The sequence below is a fragment of the Pedobacter sp. genome (assembly GCF_035566355.1).
Classification (GTDB): Bacteria; Bacteroidota; Bacteroidia; order Sphingobacteriales; family Sphingobacteriaceae; genus Pedobacter.
On sequence record NZ_DATMRL010000391.1, the window covers coordinates 1 to 21,135 of the forward strand.

Genomic DNA, 21,135 nt, shown 5'->3' on the forward strand with positions numbered 1-21,135 from the left:
GTTCCGGCTCGCTGTTTTTGTCCCGAAACAGATACGGTAGCCCCGATAATTGTCTGTACGGTATCTCGGATCACTCCTTTGATGGTTTGAGCAGAGGTAGAAAAGCCCAGCCCGGTAAGCAGTATAATCATTAGGTAAAATCTTCTCATAGAATAGTTTAGTTGGTGAAAAACAAATATAGTCCATTATATCTACAATAATAGTAGTATTTAAACAAAAATATTACACAGATAAAATTAAGCGCATAAAAAAACCGGAACAGGGTCCGGTTTCTAAAATTCTGATAAAGACTAATCTTTTTTCTCTGGTCTGGTTCTGATCTGAGAGGCTTTCAAATACACCTTCGCCCCTCTTTTATTGACGTAATATTTACGATTTTTACTGTTAATATATACATCAGAACCATCAGGTGCCATCTTACCTTTCCAGGTCTTATCGCCTACTTTAGAGGTCCCTTTTACAGCAACCTCAGCAGTTTTATTCCCGACCTTATCGGCAGTCTTTTCAATTTTCTTTCCTATAGATTCTTTCTTTTTCTCCTGTGCTTGTGTGGAGAGCGCAAATGTAGTTACCAACCCAAGGGCAACAACACCAAATAAAAATTTCCTTTTCATATGTATATAAATTGTTAATGGCAACCCGACCATCAATTATGAGCGTCTCATCACCAACATTATAACATCTGTAGGAAGGAATTGTTTGGTTTAATTCAGTTGTTCTGTTAGTAACTTCATCTCAATAACAGGGGAGTGCTTTTCATATAAAATTGCATATACCGCCCTGCTGATTGGCATATCGACCTTATATTTTTTATTGATTACGTGCATACAACTGGCTGCATAATAGCCCTCGGCAATCATGTTCATTTCAAGTTGAGCAGATTTAACTGTATAACCTTTACCTACCATATTACCAAAAGTGCGGTTCCTGCTAAACTGCGAGTAGGCAGTAACCAGCAAATCCCCAAGATAGGCAGATTCGTTAATGTCGCGGGAAATTGGATGCACGGCACTTACAAAACGGTTGATTTCCCTGATGGCATTCGAGATTAGTACGGCTTGAAAATTATCTCCATATCCCACCCCATGGCAAATACCACTAGCTACAGCATAGATATTTTTAAGTACTGCAGCATATTCAGTTCCAAAAATATCATCAGAAATGTTGGTTTTAATATATCGCGTATTTAACATGCGGGCAAAACTCTCTGCATGCTGCAGATTAACAGACGCGATGGTAATGTAGGAGAGTTTTTCCAGCGCAACTTCTTCCGCATGACATGGACCACTGATCACCAAAATGTTTTCCAATGGCACTTTATATTTTTCATGGAGAAATTCTCCAATGATCTGATTCTCATCCGGAACAATCCCTTTAATGGCCGAAACAATTTTTTTTCCTTCCAAATCTTCAGGACCAATATCTTTTAATGTCTCTTTCAGAAATGCAGCAGGGACATTCAAAACCACATAATCCGCAGAATTAACAATATCTCTGATATTTGAAGAGATATTTGCATCCGGAATACGTACTTCTACAGAACTTAAGTAGTTTGGATTGTGGTGATAGGTTTTAATGTGTGAGATGGCATCAGTATTCCGCATCCACCAGTACATCTCTTTTTGTGTAATATTATCTGAAAGCATTTTAATGATGGCTGTAGCCCAGCTACCACCACCAATCATTGCAACTCTTGGCACCATATTGTCTAAATAAAAAATCCCGGTTGAATGGATCAACCGGGACAATTTACTCAATTTATTGCGTTTGCCAGCTCTTACTTTTTATCAGGCGCAGCAAACAACTGATCCTTAGTCGTTTTCTCTACTTTCATTCCATCTTTTAATCTGTTCTGAATAGCGGAATAAGGTCCCGTAACTACTTCTGTGCCCACCTTGATACCCGATTTTATAATAATAAACCGATCGTTTTGGATTCCCGTGGACACTTCAACCTGTTTTACTGTTCCATTGTTAAACACATATACGTACTGTTTAATCTTTTTATCGGTAAGTTTGTTCTTTTGCTTTTCTTGGCTTGCATTATCCCCGCCTTCTTCTTTAGGTTGATCCGTTTTATCTTTCTGGCCCGTAAAAACTGATTGAATAGGGACAGAAAGCCCTTTCTCTGTTTCACTTTCAATATCTACACTGGCAGAAAGCCCTGGTCTGAATGGCGAAGGAAGATCTTTAGCTCCACCTTTGATATCACTATAAGATTCTGCAAGAATCCGCACTTTAACTACAAAGTTGGTCACCTGATCTACCGAAGAGGTTACTGCAGTTCCAATATCTTTTGAGGAACTTGCAATTTCTGTTACAACACCTTTAAATTTTTTATCGGAAAATGCGTCAACTTCTATATTTGCCTTATCTCCTACATTGACCCTATTGATATCATTTTCATTGACATCTACATTCACCTCCATGGAAGACAGGTTCGAAATACGCATAATTTCCGTTCCGGCCATTTGTGCTGTTCCGAGAATTCTATCTCCCTTTTCAACAGACAATTTGGAAATCACTCCATCTACTGGGGCATAAATTGTTGCTTTGGCTAAGTTGGCACTTGCCTCCTGGACATTGGCACCATTTTGTTCCAGCATAAATTTAGCAGAAGTCAGGTCCTCTTTCGATTTTTGCAGATTTGTTTTTGCAGTTAGATAAGCCGCTTTCGCAGCATCAAACTCTGAAGCAGAAATTACTTTCTTACCAAAGAGTTCTACATTGCGTTTATAGGTTGCCTCAGCATTTACAAAATTAGCTTCAGTTTGTTTCAGGAGTTGCGCAGCAGAGGCTACGCCTGCTTTCTGGGAACTGAAAGAGGCAACCGCTCTGTCAAAACCAGATTTCAATACATCAGGACGAACTTTACAAAGCAATTGTCCTTTTTTGACCACATCACCCTCTTTAACATGAAGCTCAACAACTTCACCAGAAACCTCAGAGCTTAACTTCACCTCCGTTTCAGGCTGGATTTTCCCACTTGCTGTCACTGTCTCTATCACCTCTCTTTCCACGGCTTTTTCGACAGTTACTTTTTCGGCTTTATTGCCCCCTATCACTCCAGTAACTTTTAAAATAACCAGTAATGCGATGAGTACAACGACGGCTATGATGATGTGTTTGAGTTTCATTGATCTGTTGTTTTATTGTGTGTATATGGTATCAATTAAAAAATAATCTGTTTCCCGAGGTAATAGTCAATCACCTTCGCCCTGAACAGTAAATCGTATTTAGCCTGGATCATATCAATTTCGGCCTTATTCATATTGGTTTGAGAAGTACTGTAATCCAATGAATTCACCAATCCTACAGCATAACGTTGTTCAATAACGTGAAAAGCATCTTTTTGTGCAAGAAAGGTATTGGTTGTTGAAGAATAGCGACCTTCTGCTGCCTTTAAATCCGCAACGGCTTGATAGATGACTTTATTTAGGTTGTTTTTTGCAAGTTGCTCGTCAGTTTGGGTTTGGAGCAAATTGATTTTAGCTTTCCTAACCCCAATTTTTGCTTGTAATCCATTAAAGACTGGAATACTTAAACTCAGTCCAATATTTTGCCCAAACCTGTCACTTAATTGTTGAGAAAATGATGTTTGAGGTGAAGAAGATGCAAATGTATAAGAATAGGAAGATCCTAGTCCGGCACTAAAAGAAAGCTTAGGATAAAGGCTGCCCTTTGCAACATCAATTCCTTTTCTGGCAGCATCTGTACGTAGAGATGCTAATTTAATATCTGGGAAGAACGTCAATGCATTATTGTAAACTTCGTCTGGATTATAACTAGTTATAGGCTTGTTAAAGCTTGATAAAACAGGGGCCTGAACTTCATATTTAGTTGAAGAAGGCATCTCCATCAGTTGTGCAAGGGTGAGATAAGAGATGGTAAGCGCATTCACTGCGTTCGTTTTATTCAATTCAGATGTTGCAAGCTGAGATTTCGCTTGAGACAAATCCGCTAAGGTTTTATTTCCAACGTCAAGTAATTGTTGTTGCACGTCCAACTGTTGTTTTGAAACTGATAATTGCTGATCCGCAGCCTTTAAAAGGTCCTTATTATATAGGATTTGAAGATAAGAAGTAATCACCTGTAAAATAAGATCATTTTTTACTTTTTCCGTATTCTTTTGACTTGCCTCCAGCAAGGTTTTATTTTGTTTAATCTGATTTAGCAAAGACCATCCCTGAAAAACAGGAACACCTGTTCCCAAAGAACCTGAAGTTGTCAACAATTTCTGATTAATAATCTGGTATGTATTGGGATCCTGCCCCCTGCCGAAACTAATTCCAGAAGTCACTGATCCATTTAAAGTAGGTACCAGTGCCATTTTTGATTGTTTCAAGGTTTCATCTGATAAACTTTCGCTGAACTGACTTTGTCTTACTTGAAGATTATTTTTTAGCGTCTTATCAATCGCTTCCTGTATGGTAATCACCTCCTGTGCGGTCGATTTCTGCACAAAACCTGTTGTGAAGGCAACAGATAAGACTATGCTTAGACCGGCGAACATAGGAGAGCTTGTAAATATTTTCATAATTTTAGTTTCACAATAATACTATAAAACAACTAATTGATTTTGTAAATTTTCAAGTACCGCCGCCAGCAAATTCTTACATTTGGACATGTACCTGGTAAAATCACCTCTTCTCTTAAAATGGTATTACCCATCTTTAGTCTGGAACAAAAGCCGATCTGACAAAGTCATTTATTTAACCTTTGACGATGGACCTATACCTGATGTTACAGACTTTGTTCTAAAAACTTTAAAAAGTTTTCAGGCAAAGGCAACCTTTTTTTGTATCGGAGATAATATTACAAAATATCCTGAGATTTTCGAGCGGGTAATTGGCGATGGTCACCGTATTGGCAATCATACTTATAACCATCTTAAAGGATGGAAAACAACAGATGAACTCTATCTCCGGAATTTCAGCAAATGTCAGGAACTAACCGCTACCAATTTGTTTCGTCCGCCATATGGCAGGATCAAAAAATCCCAGATTAAGGAAATCAGAAAATACTATCCAAACATGAAAATTATTATGTGGGACGTACTCAGCGGTGATTTTGACATTAATCTTGCTCCTCATAAATGTTTTAAAAATGTGATTAAACATACGGTTAATGGCTCTGTTATAGTGTTTCACGACAGCCTCAAAGCATTTGACAGACTGGAATATGCTTTACCCCGCACACTTCAATATTTCCACGAACGAGGTTATACATTTGAAACTTTATAATTGAATCTGGTTACACCAAGTTCAGACCAAAACCAAAAAATCACAAAAACAACTGTATTACAAATACTTAAGCAAAAACAAAATCAATAAACCGTCCATTTATGAACAGTGCTGTTCATAAATGGACGTCAAATTAATGGTTCTATTTAAAAACTATAGCAAGCGATATTATTTAGAATACTTATAAATAATATAATGATCCTCAGATGATGGCCCGCCCCTGTTTTTTTTTGTAAATTCGCTACAAATAATTCTAATATATTACCTTTTAACACAGATTATCAATGGCTTTTGATATAGATATGATCAAAAAGGTGTATGCAAACTTCGGACCCCGTGTTGAAGCGGCCCGTAAACTAGTAGGCAGACCTTTAACACTTTCAGAAAAAATTTTATATACTCACCTTTGGGATGAGAATACCAATACTTCCTATGTTAGAGGTACTGACTATGTAGATTTTGCTCCTGACAGGGTAGCTATGCAGGATGCAACAGCTCAGATGGCTTTATTGCAATTTATGCAGGCTGGCCGCCCTAAGGTTGCAGTACCTTCAACCGTACACTGCGATCACTTAATTACAGCAAAATACGGTGCAGAACAGGATCTTCCTGCTGCCAATACAGAAAGCAAAGAAGTATTTGATTTTCTTGCTTCTGTATCCAACAAATATGGCATTGGCTTCTGGAAACCAGGGGCAGGCATCATCCACCAGGTTGTATTGGAAAACTATGCTTTCCCGGGCGGAATGATGATCGGTACAGATTCTCACACGGTGAACGCTGGGGGTTTAGGTATGGTTGCAATTGGTGTAGGTGGTGCAGATGCCTGCGATGTTATGGCAGGTTTACCCTGGGAGCTTAAATTCCCTAAATTAATCGGCGTAAAGTTAACCGGAAAACTAAACGGATGGACTTCTCCTAAAGATGTTATCTTAAAAGTAGCGGGTATTCTGACTGTAAAAGGTGGTACTGGTGCTATTGTAGAATATTTTGGCGAAGGAGCCAATAATATGAGTTGTACCGGTAAAGGTACAATTTGCAACATGGGTGCAGAGATAGGTGCAACAACCTCTACATTTGGTTATGATGAAAGTATGGAGCGCTATCTACGTGCGACTAATCGTGCAGATGTTGCTGATGCGGCGAATGCAATTAAAGAACACTTAACAGGAGATCCAGAAGTTTACGCAAATCCAGACAAATATTTCGACCAGCTGATTGAGATCAATCTGTCAGAACTTGAGCCTTACCTGAACGGTCCATTTACACCTGATCTGGCTACGCCTATTTCTAAAATGAAAGAAGTAGCTGCAGAAAACGGCTGGCCGATGAAAATTGAAGTGGGTTTGATTGGTTCTTGTACCAACTCTTCTTACGAAGACATTTCACGTGCAGTAAGTGTAGCTAAGCAAGTTTCCGAAAAAGGACTTAAAACTAATGCACAGTACTGCATTAATCCAGGTTCAGAACAAATTCGTTATACCATCGACCGTGATGGATTCCTCGACGTATTCAAACAAATTGGTGCAACTGTATTTACCAATGCCTGCGGACCATGCATTGGTATGTGGGATAGAGTTGGCGCAGAAAAACAAGAAAAAAACACTATTGTTCACTCTTTCAACCGGAACTTTGCCAAGCGTGCAGATGGCAATCCAAATACTTATGCATTTGTAGCCTCTCCAGAATTGGTTACAGCGTTGGCTATTGCAGGTGATTTAAGTTTCAACCCGCTTACGGATACTTTAACAAATGATAAAGGTGAGCAGGTAAAATTAGATGAGCCAACTGGACACGAATTACCTCCAAAGGGCTTTGATGTGGATGATGCCGGATTCCAGGCACCTGCTGCAGATGGAAGTGGTGTACAAGTTATTGTTTCTCCTACTTCTCACCGTCTGCAATTGCTAGATCCATTCAAACCTTGGGAAGGTACTGATCTAAAAGGCTTAAAACTATTGATCAAAGCCAAAGGAAAATGTACAACAGACCATATTTCAATGGCTGGTCCATGGTTAAAATTCCGTGGCCACCTAGACAATATCTCTAACAACATGTTAATTGGTGCGGTGAATTTCTTCAATGAAAAAACCGATACGGTGAAAAATGAGCTAACAGGCGAATACGGCCCGGTACCAGCTACCCAGCGTGCGTATAAAGCCGCAGGCATAGGTTCTATTGTTGTAGGCGACGAAAACTATGGAGAAGGATCAAGTCGTGAACATGCCGCTATGGAGCCCCGTCACTTAGGTGTACGTGCCGTATTGGTAAAATCATTTGCTCGTATCCATGAGACCAACCTTAAAAAGCAAGGTATGCTTGGTCTTACCTTTGCCAACAAAGAGGACTATGATAAGATTTTAGAAGATGATGTAATAGATATCATTGGCTTAACCGAATTTACCCCTGATGTTCCCCTTACGATTGTATTGAATCATAAAGACGGTTCTAAAGAAGAGATTAAAGTTAACCATAGCTATAATGCGCAGCAGATCGAATGGTTTAAAGCAGGTGGTGCATTAAACATCATCCGCAGAGAAGCCGCTGCTAAAAATGCATAAGCATAAAATAGTTTTTAAAAACTCCCGTAGAAATGCGGGAGTTTTTTTTATGTCTAAAAAACGGCTTAGCTCATCGCCCAAGAAAATCCTGAAACCAGTGTCCTGAATCTTTGATAATACGTTCTTGTGTTTTAAAGTCAGTATGGACAAGCCCAAAACGTGCATTATATCCCTCCGCCCATTCAAAATTGTCCATAAGCGTCCAGGCCATATAACCTATTACATTTACACCCTCCTCTTTTACCTTTAATAAAGCTTCCAGATACAATTTAAAATACGCTATTCTTTCTGTATCATTAATAACGCCATTAACAACCTTGTCGTGAAATGCAGCGCCGTTTTCAGTGATGAAGATATTTTTAACCTTTGGATAGGCTGCAAACTGCCGGATGATGTTCTGAAAACTATCTCCATTGATCTCCCAGCCCATCGCGGTATGGGGCTTTTTACGGCTCTTAGCTTTCACTTCCCAGGCCTGCAATACCGGAATAAAAGCATTGTACTTTATGGTGAGCGGGAAATAATTCTGAAGGCCAATGAAATCAAAATCAAAGGCTAGTCTTTCAGTATGTCTCCAGGTCGAATGGTTTATTGAAAACTTCTCCATCACATCCCAATCAGCCATAGGATAACCCATTCCTAAGGCCGGCTCAATAAACAGCCGGTTCATCAAACAATCTACTCTTTTTGCAGCCTGGAGATCGGCTTCGTTCTGTGTAAAAGGAATAATCTCGGAACAAGAGTAAGTAGTCCCTATATGGGCTTCCTTGACTTCAGTACGAAGAATGCGCCCGCCGTCCGCCTGCGCCAGAGCCGCATGGTGTACTGCTGAGAAAAAGTTCGTCAGTCCTGTTTCTCCGGGAGCATGTATTCCCAGCATATACCCAAGTGAGGTAAAACCGAAAGGTTCATTCATCACAATCCAATTTTTTACTTTGTCGCCATACTCCTTAGCACATATCGTTACAAAATGGTTAAAAGCATTATTTATGCTATAGGCGGTCCACCCGCCCTCATCCTGTAAAGCCTGGGGTAGATCCCAGTGATAAAGCGTAACATAGGGCGTAATCCCTTGTCGCAGGCATTCATCGATTATCTGATGGTAAAAACGGATACCTTCTTCATTTACATGACCATGACCTGAAGGAACAATTCTCGGCCAGGAAATGGAAAAACGGAATATCGAAAAACCAAGTATCCTGATCAAAGCAATATCCTCTTTATACCGATGATAAAAATCACATGCAACTGCAGGATGATGACCTTTTTTTATCTTACCAGACTTTTTAGAGAAAGTATCCCAAATGGATGGACCCTTCCCATAAGTATCGGCAGCACCCTCAATCTGTGCTGCTGCCGTGGCTACACCCCATAAAAAATCAGTTCCAAATTGAGATGCTTTTATCATAACTACATAAATAACAGGCAATATGGAAATCAGATATTAAATCAATATTAATTCAACAACATCCTGTAAATCTAATCTTTTAAACTCAAACCAATCTGTTTCAAAAGTATAGCTGCATTGAAAGTTTTACATGCCCCATGTTTCAACTTATAATCGAAGTGCATTTCGCCATCTGCAATCTGTATATCAAAATGATAATTTCGAACAGAGAAGGAATGTTCTGCTTCCATTTCAGACAATTGCAAATCATGCGTAGCAAATAAAGTTGGCGTTTGCTGTTCAATCATCTTTTCAATAAAAACTTTAGAGCCCAGGTACTTGTCCCTGCTATTCGTTCCCCGAAGCATTTCATCAATTAGCACAAAGGAATTTCTCTGTATGCGGGTTGAATCCAGGATCATTTTAAGACGGTTAAGCTCTGCCTTAAAGGTAGAAGTCTGATCGTTCAAAGAATCCTTGATCCTCATATAAGAAAGTACATTAAAAATTGACAAGCTGAGTGCCTCAGCACACACTGGTGCTCCAGAGAAAGCCAGAACCATATTCACACCTACCGTCCTTAAAAACGTGCTCTTACCTGCCATATTAGAACCAGTTACAATATCAACAGTTGGCTTTTCACCTAAGCTATAACTGTTCACAATTCGTTTTCCACCTTCAATCAGTGGATGACCAAGATTCAGCGCATCTAAAGCAAAATTTTCCTGAATTTGAGCGTATACCCAGGCAGGCTCATTATAGTTTAGGGTTGCAAAAGAAATAAGTTCCTCAAACTGACTGATCCGGTATAGCCCTTTCAATATATGGGCAGAAGAACCTACATACCATTTATCCAGCCTCACTGTGCACCTTAAATCCCAAAGAAATAAAAGATTTAAGAATGAAGAAACGATAATATTCAACCGGGCATCAAAAGCTTGAATAATAGATGACAGTTGTTTAATCTGTCTGCTTACAGGAGTATTATCCACCTCCGGCTGGAAAAAGTCACGGATATATTTACTCTTCCACTGTACGCGCTCTGTCCATTCAATTGTTCCGGAAAATGCCCTTAATAACTCTGCCCCTCCGCTAAAACCATAATAAACCTGATTGATCGCCTTTAGGTTAAAAAAAGTAAGTCCAGCATTAAATACGGCAACAAGTCCAAGAAGATTCCACCATACACCACCCGCAAATGAGCCAATGATCAATAAACCAATCGTTATAAAAGGGACAAAAGCTACGTAGGCCCGAAGTAATTTAGCATGTACGAAACGAAGCTGCAATTCCAGTTCATGAGCTAGCTTATGTTCAATAACACCTAATTGACTAGATTCATGATTCTGCAACTGGGCCCGGAAATGAAAAGTATCTTCGATGTGTTTGTTCAGCTCTTCAATCCCTTCCTGCCTTTCCAAGATGACGGTACGTTCCAATGGTGCTTCCAGATGACGGGCCAGTAAATCCATTCCCCTGGTTGTTTTACAACGGTTAAGCATTGAATACAAAGACAGGGGGCCAAAAACGTCGAGATCTGAGGTATATGGATGATATTCATCCTGATATTGAACTCCATCATCGTACCCATTCTTTCGGTCTAACAAATGATGTTCTTCATTCTGATAAATCCACAATAATTTTCTTGCATACCTCAATTCGCCTTGTAAGTTCACTTGCTTTTTGACCAGGACCATGAAAATCAAAACAGGAATACACAATAGTAATCCCATAATCCAATGATAGCCCTGACTAATGATCAGCGCAACAATTAATATCTCTGCAATAAATACACCCAATCTGGATAAGGAAACTTGGTTGAGTTTTTTGACGAGGCCCTCCACCTTGTTTTGTTGAATCTGTATTTGATTTTGATAGTGAATTAAAATAGCTTCTTTAGTTTTTACCATATATTTGAAGATTCTCAGAAAATCATAAATATAGGCAATACATTATATACCCTAAGAACGGAATGAAGATAACCTTACTGGTGGTTGGAAAAACAGAAGATAAATACCTGATTGAAGGTATTGATAAGTACCTGAACAGACTGAAGCACTACATTGGCTTTAACCTAACTGTAATTCCAGACATAAAAAACACCAAGAACCTTACCGAAGCCCAGCAGAAGAGTAAAGAAGCAGAATTAATCCTAAAACAGATCGCCAATTCCGACCTGGTCGTCCTTTTAGATGAAAAGGGAAAGAAACATAGTTCTGTATCTTTCGCCAACTATTTGAACAAACAAATGATCGGTAGTGTTCAACATCTGATATTTGTCATTGGAGGTCCGTATGGCTTTGATGAAAGTATATATAAACGGGCTGCCTCCTCCATTTCACTATCAGACATGACATTTTCCCACCAGATGGTTCGTCTATTTTTTGTTGAGCAACTGTACAGGGCCTTCAGTATCTTAAAAGGAGAACCCTATCACCACGAATAACCTGATTTCTTTATGGAATCAAAATTAAAAAATCATCATTATAAAAAGGAGAAATCGTTATGATAGACGAAGATTTAAAAAACAAACTTAAATTTACCAGGAATTATAAGTTCAAAAGTGATATTTCAAGCTCACGGGGCAGTTACTGGATCGCCATCATTATTTCAGCCATTGCATTTCTGCTCCTCTGGTATTTATTGTAGATGGAAACTGCAACGCACAAAAAAGCCGGATGCTTTATACACCCGGCCTTTTTAATCCATTGTAAAGACTAGACGCCTTTCTTACTGGTCATATTTGCTTTTTTTGCAGGCTGAGCAGTTTTACTTGGAGCTTTCGCATTTGACGGCTTTGGTGTTGCCTTTGCCTTTTTCTCTGCTTTCTCTTCAGCTTTAACAGACTCATGTTCTTCTGTACCTGGAGCCTCTTCGTTAAACAAGGGAAGCTCCTTTAATAAATGATACCAGCTAACAATCTTTTTCATATCAGAAGTATAAACCTTTTCATCATCATGATTAGGCGCTACCTCGTTAAAAAAGGATTTCAAAGCTGAAGCATCAGCCTTTGCATCAGGAACATTACTTTTCGCTGCAGCAATATTAGCTAAAACATCCACCAGTTTCAGATCATCTTCTTGTCCATAAACGGTGATGTCTTCCAAAGATGCAAGTTTAGTAGTAGAGATATTTGCAACGATCTTAACCTTTTGAGCATCCAGACTTTCCAATACGTAGCCCGCTTTATTTTGTCCTACCAGCTTATATAACCCAGGTCGGCCAGACACTGCTACTATTCCTCTTAAATTCATATGTTTTATTTTTTGAAAGACAGAATTAATCTTCTATCACTTCGATACTTAAAATTTTATCCCCTTGTTTAATATCGTCAACAAGATCTACATTTTCTACTACTTTACCAAAGCAAGTATGATTTCTATCCAGGTGTGCTGTATTGGTCCTGCTGTGGCAAACAAAAAACTGGGAACCACCAGTGTTTCTTCCTGCATGCGCCATAGACAATACACCGCGGTCATGGTACTGATTCTCTCCATCAAGCTCACAGTCAATTTTGTAGCCCGGACCTCCTGTACCTGCCAAATGAGCTTTAGCAGGATCTTTAGAGTTTGGACAACCACCCTGAATCACAAAATTAGGAATCACACGGTGAAAAGTAACGCCATCATAAAATCCTTCTTTAGCTAATTTCTTAAAATTGGCTACGGTATTAGGTGCATCTTTATCGTAAAACTGAACGGTCATGTCACCTTTCTCTGTTTTTATTATTGCTTTGCTCATATTCATTTTTTATGTAAACGCCAAATTTAGTAAATTGAAATGATTACCTAAACTTTATGGCTTAAAAAGCTACAGAGGATAAATGTATATAATTTTATTATGGCATTCAAAAATTTTAAATTCGCGAATACCTAACTCCAACGGTTTTGAAAAAACACATCTTATTATTCCTATTATTGACACTTTCTCTCGGCCTCAGAGCTTCATCCATCCTGATTTATATGGACGAAGATCAGAAAAATCATCTGAAAGCCTATGGGCTGGCGTATTGGAGTATTAAACAACAGGCCGATGTAAGCTGGCTGCTGAATTACCGCGGTGGAAGTTTCCTGATCAAGTATGCAAAACAAATAGAAGATGAGTGCAAGATCAGGGGTATATCCTATCAAGTCATGGCAGATGCGAAAGTTACAGCACTACTTAACGAAATCAGCAGCCCGGATGTCAATATGGAAATGGTTAAATTAGAGAAAGCGCCTAAAATTGCCGTTTATTCCCCAAAAAGCAAATTACCATGGGATGATGCCGTAACCATGGTACTCACCTATGCTGAAATCCCTTATGATGTGGTTTATGATGACGAAGTTCTCAAAGACAAATTGACAGGTTATGACTGGTTACATCTACATCATGAAGACTTCACAGGTCAATATGGTCGTTTCTGGAGCAATTTTAGAAATGCATCCTGGTACAAAACAGATGTAGCCAATCAGGAAGCCACAGCCAAAAGAAATGGCTTTAAAAAAGTATCGGAAATGAAACTTGCTGTAGCTAAACATATCGCAGCTTTTTGCTCAGGTGGCGGTTTTCTATTTGCTATGTGTTCCGGTACAGATACTTTTGATATTGCATTAAGCGCTGAAGGTGTAGATATTTGCGAAAGGATGTTTGACGGAGACGCTGCAGATCCGAATGCACAATCAAAGCTCAATTTCAATAAGACCTTTGCTTTTAAAGATTTCACGATAGACCTGAATCCTTCCAATTATAAATTCTCAAACATAGACGTCACTCAAACCCGGACACTTGTCCAAAGCAATGACTTCTTTACTCTTTTCGATTTTTCAGCAAAGTGGGATATAGTTCCAACAATGCTGACCCAAAACCATGAAAAAGTCATCAAGGGCTTTATGGGACAAACGACTGCCTTCAGAAAATCCCTGGTCAAACCGGACATTACTGTACTTGGTGAAAACAAAGGCGCGGAAGAGGTACGCTATCTTCATGGAGAATTCGGAAAGGGACAATTCACTTTTTATGGAGGACATGATCCTGAAGACTATCAGCACCTGGTTGGCGACCCCCCAACAGATCTAAACCTTCATCCAAACTCACCGGGATACCGCCTGATCTTAAACAACGTACTTTTTCCTGCTGCAAAAAAGAAACCACAGAAAACTTAATCGTAGAAATTCCAGCTTACTCCAAATTTCAGCATACGATCTGGCATTGGATATTTGTATACACTGTAATAGCCTTTGGAAAATAAACCCTGATTAACATAGTCATATTTCACAAAAAGGTTCGCCTTTCTCAGACTTGCTCTTACCCAAACGTCAATAATGGGTTCTGTTTTGAGTTGAGGTCCATTATTCAATGTATAAAACTGGCTTGCCGCTGGCGAGTAAGCTAAAGCATCATAAGGAGTATTATATCTTAAATCTATACCCACATCCGTTTTAAGAACTTTAAAAAAGGTCTGGTTACGGTACAGGCTGTTGAAAGTATATACCTCTGGTGTACGCAAAATGCTTTTGCTATCTGTTTTTTGATAAACCAGATAACTGTCCAAATGGAATTTACCAAAGTCTACCTTTTTACCAACAGTAACTTTTAACAAATTAATACTTCCAGCCTCTTGAGTAGGTGCAATATCCACTCCACTATCTACCTGGGCAAAGTACAGATATTTATTGATCAGGTAATACTTTGCACCAGCCTCAAACTTATATTTATCATTGATATAATTGAAAGATAAATTAACGGTTTTGGTTCTGTCTAAACCCTTAGCCCAATTGTAATGATTTCCAAAATATCGGATATACACCTCCTCAGGAGACTTATTTTGGATATAAGCCCCCAGAACCACACGGCCCGCTGCATTACTCAGCCGTACATTACTCTTGGCCTCATACAAAAAATCGCCAATTTGCCGGCCCTGGAAGATTTGCTGGAGATCCACATTCAAATCCATACGGTCACTGAAGCGATACCCTAAAGCACCCAGCAATGTCGAATTCTGAAAAGTCGCACTATAGTCGTAATAATTGGTTAAATTGGCATAACGGGCAAGCTGCGTATACTTATAATAGTCATGCCTGATACCAACATCTATTTTTAGTTCATTTTTAATAAATGCTTGCGACTTACCCCGAAGGAAAAAGCTATAAATAAATTCATTCCGCAGATGGCTTACACTGGTGGAATCATTTGTAGAAACCGTATCGATCAATCCCTTTGGCAAAACAGAATGGTCATCAGTTTCACTTTTAGAGAAGCCAAAAGATTGCGTATTGTATGAAACGGTATAGGTTATTTTATTGGTAGGCAACACTTTCTTCATCACCGGCTGTTCAACCGTATCAATACGGCCGATAAAATAACTTTGCTTAAGAAAGAAAATGTTATTGTGCCAGCGCTGTTTAGCTGTAGTCAACCTCACCACTTCTGCTTCGTGGGATACGCGCTGTGTGGCATCCACATTAGTAAACAGATTGTCATTATTTACTGTACCATTTTCCCCAGCCTTAAAACTGCTGAAAATAGCTGTAGCCCATAGGTTATAACGCTTATTCGGAGATTGATACCAGGTAAACAGCGAGGTATTCAAATCGTTTGCTTTCTGATTGTTATATACTCCTTTAGACCCAATCTGATAATAATTCGCACCAACATTCAGGTTCGGCTTTATATTTTGGGTATGTGTCGCTTTAAAAACCTGCTCCGGCCCCCCACTTACATAATACAGATTACTAAACTGCGTACGCGCCTGGTAGTAAATGATGTCTTCTGGGCTCATCTTATAAAGATCAAAAGAATGGAAACCAGGATCAAATCCAATGCTTTTCGAAGGTTCAAAAAGCATCAACTGCGCCGCCAATCCCGGCCCTCCTGTATTTATAGTTGGTCTTCGGGGTTGATTCAATACACTGTAATTCTGAAAATTCCTTAAACTTGTATCTAAAGGAAAAGTTTGTATACTATCTCTCGTCAACCCAAGCGTGGTATACCTGACGTATTTAGACGTAAAAACCACAGAGTCCTTACCCCCATCCAGTTTTTTTCTTAAAGAATCCAATTCTTTATTCTCTCTAACAGTCGTCTTTAAATCCTGCGCAAAGGCCCCCTGCCCAAACAGCAGTAAACAAAACAAAACAGAAAGAACAAGAAATTTATACATTATAATGTAGCGATTAACTGGCTTAAAATTTTAGTCATTTTAGGTTCTGCGATTCGCGCAGTTTCCAGGATATCTTCCAGACTAAAGGGGTGCAATATCTCAGGGAAGCCTTCATCTGTCAATACCGAAACAGCGAATACCGGCAATTTCATATGATTGGCCACAATCACCTCCGGTACCGTACTCATACCTACTGCATCCCCACCAATAATTCTCAAATATTTGTATTCAGCTTTAGTTTCCAGATTTGGTCCTGTTACAGAAACATACACGCCTTGATGGCAGGTAATTCCCTCTGCTGCAGCGATGCTCAGCGCATCTGCTATAAGCTTACGATTATATGGTTCACTCATATCTGGAAAACGAGGTCCCATATCAGCGTCATTATGTCCCCTCAATGGACTTTCCAGCTGTAAATTAATATGATCATTAATGACCATCAGGTCCCCTTTTTTGAAATCAGGATTTAACGATCCTGCAGCATTAGACACAAACAGGTAGCCAATTCCCAAAGCTTTCATCACCCTTACAGGAAAAGTGATCTGCTGCATACTATAACCTTCATAATAATGCAGGCGGCCTTGCATCGCCACAACCTTTTTTCCGTTCAGTGTTCCAAATATCAGTTTACCAGAATGGAATTCCAAAGTAGATATTGGAAAATTAGGAATATTAGGATACATCAGGCTATAGGCCACCTCAATTTCCCCAACCAGATCACCTAAACCCGTACCCAGAATAATTCCAATCTCCGGTTTAAAATGATCTGTTTTTTTCTTTATATACTCAACGGTTTCGTGTATGGCTTGAAACATAATTTAAAATATTTTGGTCAAATGTAACTTTATCTTCCTTCTGAATTTCTATCCGGATCGGCAAATAAAATACAGGCAAATTTAAAAGTAATTCTTTTATTCTGATATCTGATAAACGCTGCGCATCCTTTTCTGTTGTGATGATGATTTTTTCTTTATCCTTTTCTCTCTCAAACGCGCGAACAAGCTTATGAATTTCCGACAAGCTAAACTGATGATGATCAGCATAATGATGATGGTCTACATTCACTCCAAATCCGGAAAGATAAGAAATCATGGGCTCCGGATTTGCAATCCCCGTAAGCAAAAACACCTTCATATTTTTCACCAGAGTAGCATTCCCGCTGCTTGTTCCTCTAAAAACAGACTCGAGATCGGCGTACTTTATTTCAGAAAAAGCCGGAATATTTCCCTTTTTAAATTTTTTCAGAACCTGTTTTTTACCCTCGATATTTAAAGACGCAGGGATCTTCGTGATGAGCAGCGATTCCGCCCTTCTGTAACCCAAAAATAACTCCCGTAAATTTCCAGCAGGTAATAAAAACTGTGGTCTCAAAAGCTTCTGATATTCAAAAAGAAGAATATTAAAGCCTGCCTTAACTCTGCGGTGTTGAAAAGCATCGTCCAGAATGATCAGATCGTGATGCTCTTTCAGAAGCTCAATACCTTTTACACGGTCTTCGCAAACAGCAACAGTAACCTCCGGAAATTTACAATAAAACTGCATCGGTTCGTCTCCAATAGTTTCTGCTGTTGCCGCCCCATCGGCCAATATAAATCCCTTGGTTTTTCTGCCATATCCTCTGCTCAGTATGGCTATTTTATAATCATCAAGCAAATGAACCAAGTACTCTGTGACAGGGGTTTTACCTGAACCGCCCACCACCAGATTTCCCACACAAATTACCGGCAGGTTAAATTTAACTGACCTAAAAAGGCCCCAGTCATAAAATTTGTTCCTGACCAGAGTAACCACTCCATAGATAAGGGAAAAAGGAAGAAGTAGCAGTCGCAGTTTCTTAATCATGTATGGGTCAAAAATAAGAATTATCAACCAGAATGTATCCTGCTTATATTTTAGCCTCTACCATGGCTGATAAATAAAAACTATCTTTGTATAAACAACAATTCAATACCATGCTTAAAGGATTTTTTAACGTACCAGCACCCACCAATGAGCCTATTTTAGGCTACGCACCGGGAAGTAAAGAACGTGAACTTTTAAAAGCGGCCCTGGCCGATGCCCGTTCCAAACAAATTGACATCCCAATGTATATAGGCGGCGCTGAAGTTCATACCGAAAATAAAGGAAAGACTACCCCACCGCACGATCATCAACATATTCTAGGTTATTATAGCAAAGGCGATAAAAGCCATGTTACAAAAGCAATTGATGCCGCTTTAGCTGCAAAAGCAGATTGGGAAAACCTAGCCTGGGAACAACGCGCAGCTGTTTTCTTAAAAGCAGCCGACCTTATCGCCGGCCCTTACAGGTACAAATTAAATGCTGCAACTATGCTTGGCCAGAGCAAAAACGCTTACCAGGCAGAGATTGATTCGGCTTGTGAGCTAATTGACTTTCTTCGGTTCAATGTAAGCTATATGTCTGAAATCTATAAGCAGCAACCTCCAGTTTCGCCAAAAGGTTCATGGAACAGAGTAGAGCAGCGCCCGCTAGAAGGTTTCGTTTTTGCTTTAACCCCTTTCAACTTTACTGCCATTGCAGGTAACCTGCCAACCTCGGCCGCAATGATGGGTAACGTTGTTGTTTGGAAACCTGCCAACACTCAGATCTATGCAGCTAATGTACTGATGCAGATTTTCAGAGAGGCCGGATTGCCAGACGGAGTAATCAACCTGGTCTATGTTTCCGGACCTGATGCTGGCGAGGTCATTTTCAGCCATCCAGATTTTGCAGGCATTCACTTCACCGGATCTACCGGAGTCTTCCAGGATATCTGGAAAACCATTGGAAACAATATCCACAAGTTTAAAACTTATCCACGTATAGTTGGCGAAACCGGTGGAAAAGATTTTATCCTTGTTCATGGTTCGGCTGAAGCAGAAAGCTCCAGTACCGCCATTATCAGAGGTGCTTTTGAATATCAAGGCCAGAAATGTTCCGCAGCTTCAAGAGTATATGTTGCCAAAAGCGTATGGCCTAAGGTAAAAGAATTTATGCTTCGTGACCTGGCTACTTTTAAAATGGGCGGAACAGAAGATTTCAGCAATTTTATTAATGCTGTTATCGATGAAAACTCCTTTAATAAACTAACTAAATACATCGATGCAGCGAAGAACGATCCAGCTGTAGAGGTGATTGCTGGCGGCAATTACGACAAATCAAAAGGTTATTTTATAGAGCCTACCGTACTTGTGGTTAAAGATCCGAACTATGTTACCATGAGCGAAGAGCTATTTGGCCCAGTACTTACCCTATATGTATACGAGGATAAAGATTTTGATCAGGTATTAGACATTGTGGATCAAACCTCCATTTATGCTTTAACAGGTGCAGTAATTGCTCAGGACAGATATGCTATTGAAAAAGCAACACATCGCTTACGCAATGCAGCAGGCAACTTCTATATCAACGATAAGTGTACCGGCGCAGTAGTAGGACAGCAGCCCTTCGGAGGAGCCAGAGGTTCTGGTACAAACGATAAAGCAGGATCTATGATCAACTTGCTACGCTGGGTTTCCCCACGTACGATCAAAGAAACTTTCGATCCGCCGAAAGACTATCGTTATCCATTCTTAGCAAACGATTAAATATATCCGTAAAAAAAGCTCCCGGTCATAAACCGGGAGCTTTTTACTTTAATAGAAATTGTATTCTGCAATAATGCACCAAATTATTTTCCCGCGTCCATTTTGAATACAGGAGACAAATCAGCTGCGCTTGATGCACTTACCTGCAGATCAGTAATCATTCCGGTTTGCAGGCTGTAGACCCAGGCATGCACAGAAAGTTCCTGACCTGAAGCCCAGGCATTTTGTACGATAGAAGTACTCATTACGTTAGCAGCACTCTCTATGGCATTGAGCTCAACAAGTCTGTTCGATCTTTTTACAGGATCCTTAATGGTCGACATTTCACGATCGTGCATACGGATAACATCCTTGATATTTCTCAACCAGTTATCAATCAGTCCAACCTGTTTATCTCCCAGGGCAGCATTTACACCTCCGCAGCCATAGTGACCACATACTATGATGTGTTTCACCTTTAATACATTCACCGAGTAATCGAGTACACTAAGTAAATTCATATCCGTATGTGTAACCACATTAGCAATGTTACGATGTACAAAGATGTCTCCAGGCATGGTATTGGTAATCTGGTTGGCTGGTACACGACTGTCCGAACAGCCGATCCACAATACTGGTGGAGCCTGCCCTGCAGATAACCGGTCAAAAAACTGAGGGTCCTCTTTAAGTGTTGCAGCAACCCAGTCCTTATTTCCCTGTAACAATCCTTCGTATGTAATTTGATGCGTTTGTTGTTGTTCTAATTTTGCACACATGATATCTTAGTTATTAATTTCGTCTAATTTGTTAGTTAATTTAGGAACAATATATTGAGACTTAATGTCCTCTAATATAACGATAATCCCTTTTGTATAAGCGTTATGCTTATAATTAAAAATAGTTTCCAGCACATCCGGATCAATATACCTGGAATTACTTCCGTCAATGGTCACCGTTGTTTCCTTCGGAATTTTATTCAGCATAACCTGTATGGCTGCTTTGTTTAAAAAGGAAACTTCTTCGGCAAGTTTAATCCTGATGTTCTTCTTATTTCCTTCTTCGTGAATCTTGTAAAAGAAAGGATTACGCATATTGGTACGCAGCAGGTAAAAAATAGAAACCAACATACCTATGGCTACACCTTTTAATAAATCTGTAAGCAATACAGCTGCTACTGTTACCACAAAAGGTACAAACTGGTCCCAGCCCTTATGGTACATATGTTTAAACAAAGCAAT

17 protein-coding genes and 1 pseudogene are annotated in these 21,135 nt (G+C 39.5%); 5 read left to right on the plus strand and 13 right to left on the minus strand.

The annotated features are described in order from the left end of the window. Positions 1 to 290 precede the first annotated feature (290 nt). From VNZ46_RS14860 to VNZ46_RS14875, 4 genes are all read right to left on the minus strand, one after another. A complete protein-coding gene (locus VNZ46_RS14860) occupies positions 291 to 614 on the minus strand; it encodes a hypothetical protein (RefSeq protein ID WP_325560858.1) in 324 nt (107 codons plus the stop codon). A gap of 90 nt (positions 615 to 704) precedes the next feature. Then, the gene (locus VNZ46_RS14865; RefSeq protein WP_325560872.1) at positions 705 to 1,703 is read right to left on the minus strand and encodes an NAD(P)H-dependent glycerol-3-phosphate dehydrogenase; all 999 of its coding nucleotides are present in this window, start codon (positions 1,701 to 1,703) and stop codon (positions 705 to 707) included. Between the two features lie 74 nt (positions 1,704 to 1,777). Further along, positions 1,778 to 3,136 carry an efflux RND transporter periplasmic adaptor subunit gene (locus VNZ46_RS14870; RefSeq protein WP_325560859.1) on the minus strand — a complete coding sequence of 453 codons (1,359 nt, stop codon included), beginning with the start codon at positions 3,134 to 3,136 and terminating at the stop codon, positions 1,778 to 1,780. 35 nt (positions 3,137 to 3,171) lie between these two features. Next, positions 3,172 to 4,536, minus strand: a complete 1,365-nt coding sequence (locus tag VNZ46_RS14875; RefSeq protein ID WP_325560860.1) for a TolC family protein — start codon at positions 4,534 to 4,536, stop codon at positions 3,172 to 3,174. An 88-nt stretch (positions 4,537 to 4,624) separates the two neighbouring features. On the opposite strand from VNZ46_RS14875, the gene VNZ46_RS14880 reads away from it, so the two are divergent. After that, positions 4,625 to 5,242, plus strand: coding sequence for a polysaccharide deacetylase family protein (locus tag VNZ46_RS14880; RefSeq protein WP_325560861.1), 618 nt, complete (start codon positions 4,625 to 4,627; stop codon positions 5,240 to 5,242). A 284-nt stretch (positions 5,243 to 5,526) separates the two neighbouring features. Then, positions 5,527 to 7,803 carry an aconitate hydratase gene (locus VNZ46_RS14885; protein WP_325560862.1) on the plus strand — a complete coding sequence of 759 codons (2,277 nt, stop codon included), beginning with the start codon at positions 5,527 to 5,529 and terminating at the stop codon, positions 7,801 to 7,803. Positions 7,804 to 7,873: 70 nt separating this feature from the next. Here VNZ46_RS14885 and VNZ46_RS14890 read toward each other — a convergent pair whose 3' ends face one another. Together VNZ46_RS14890 and VNZ46_RS14895 are read right to left on the minus strand one after the other, a co-directional pair. After that, complete coding sequence (locus tag VNZ46_RS14890; protein WP_325560863.1) at positions 7,874 to 9,211, minus strand: GH1 family beta-glucosidase; 1,338 nt, start codon at positions 9,209 to 9,211, stop codon at positions 7,874 to 7,876. A gap of 71 nt (positions 9,212 to 9,282) precedes the next feature. Continuing rightward, entirely contained in the window at positions 9,283 to 11,100 is a 1,818-nt protein-coding gene (locus tag VNZ46_RS14895; protein WP_325560864.1) for a MutS-related protein, read from the minus strand. A 62-nt stretch (positions 11,101 to 11,162) separates the two neighbouring features. Between VNZ46_RS14895 and rlmH the strand changes: the two genes are divergently transcribed. Then, a complete protein-coding gene (gene rlmH / locus VNZ46_RS14900) occupies positions 11,163 to 11,636 on the plus strand; it encodes a 23S rRNA (pseudouridine(1915)-N(3))-methyltransferase RlmH (protein WP_325560865.1) in 474 nt (157 codons plus the stop codon). Between the two features lie 271 nt (positions 11,637 to 11,907). Here rlmH and VNZ46_RS14905 read toward each other — a convergent pair whose 3' ends face one another. Beyond that, a complete protein-coding gene (locus VNZ46_RS14905) occupies positions 11,908 to 12,444 on the minus strand; it encodes a DUF5606 domain-containing protein (RefSeq protein ID WP_325560866.1) in 537 nt (178 codons plus the stop codon). A gap of 25 nt (positions 12,445 to 12,469) precedes the next feature. Then, on the minus strand, positions 12,470 to 12,931 hold the full coding sequence (locus tag VNZ46_RS14910; RefSeq protein WP_325560867.1) for a peptidylprolyl isomerase: 462 nt from the start codon (positions 12,929 to 12,931) through the stop codon (positions 12,470 to 12,472). 221 nt (positions 12,932 to 13,152) lie between these two features. Here VNZ46_RS14910 and VNZ46_RS14915 point away from each other — a divergent pair, with 221 nt between their 5' ends. After that, positions 13,153 to 14,334 (plus strand): asparagine synthetase B, encoded by a 1,182-nt coding sequence (locus VNZ46_RS14915; protein WP_325560873.1) that lies wholly within the window; start codon positions 13,153 to 13,155, stop codon positions 14,332 to 14,334. On the opposite strand, the gene VNZ46_RS14920 is transcribed toward VNZ46_RS14915, so the two are convergent. From VNZ46_RS14920 to lpxK, 3 genes are read right to left on the minus strand one after another with little or no spacing between them, the layout of a single operon-like run. Beyond that, positions 14,331 to 16,331 (minus strand): putative porin, encoded by a 2,001-nt coding sequence (locus VNZ46_RS14920; RefSeq protein ID WP_325560868.1) that lies wholly within the window; start codon positions 16,329 to 16,331, stop codon positions 14,331 to 14,333. The two genes, VNZ46_RS14915 and VNZ46_RS14920, sit on opposite strands and share 4 nt — an antisense overlap. Then, a complete protein-coding gene (locus tag VNZ46_RS14925) occupies positions 16,331 to 17,146 on the minus strand; it encodes a purine-nucleoside phosphorylase (RefSeq protein WP_325560869.1) in 816 nt (271 codons plus the stop codon). The genes VNZ46_RS14920 and VNZ46_RS14925 overlap by 1 nt, the downstream gene beginning before the upstream one ends. Further along, positions 17,118 to 18,173: a tetraacyldisaccharide 4'-kinase gene (lpxK, locus tag VNZ46_RS14930; RefSeq protein WP_325560870.1), complete on the minus strand. Its 1,056-nt coding sequence runs from the start codon at positions 18,171 to 18,173 to the stop codon at positions 17,118 to 17,120. Before lpxK ends, VNZ46_RS14925 begins: the two co-directional genes overlap by 29 nt. A gap of 110 nt (positions 18,174 to 18,283) precedes the next feature. Between lpxK and pruA the strand changes: the two genes are divergently transcribed. Next, positions 18,284 to 19,918, plus strand: a complete 1,635-nt coding sequence (gene pruA / locus VNZ46_RS14935) for an L-glutamate gamma-semialdehyde dehydrogenase (protein WP_325560871.1) — start codon at positions 18,284 to 18,286, stop codon at positions 19,916 to 19,918. An 83-nt stretch (positions 19,919 to 20,001) separates the two neighbouring features. Here pruA and VNZ46_RS14940 read toward each other — a convergent pair whose 3' ends face one another. Continuing rightward, on the minus strand, positions 20,002 to 20,673 hold the full coding sequence (locus tag VNZ46_RS14940) for a carbonic anhydrase (protein WP_316835878.1): 672 nt from the start codon (positions 20,671 to 20,673) through the stop codon (positions 20,002 to 20,004). Positions 20,674 to 20,679: 6 nt separating this feature from the next. Continuing rightward, positions 20,680 to 21,135, minus strand: a pseudogene (locus VNZ46_RS14945) (SulP family inorganic anion transporter); the annotation flags it as partial.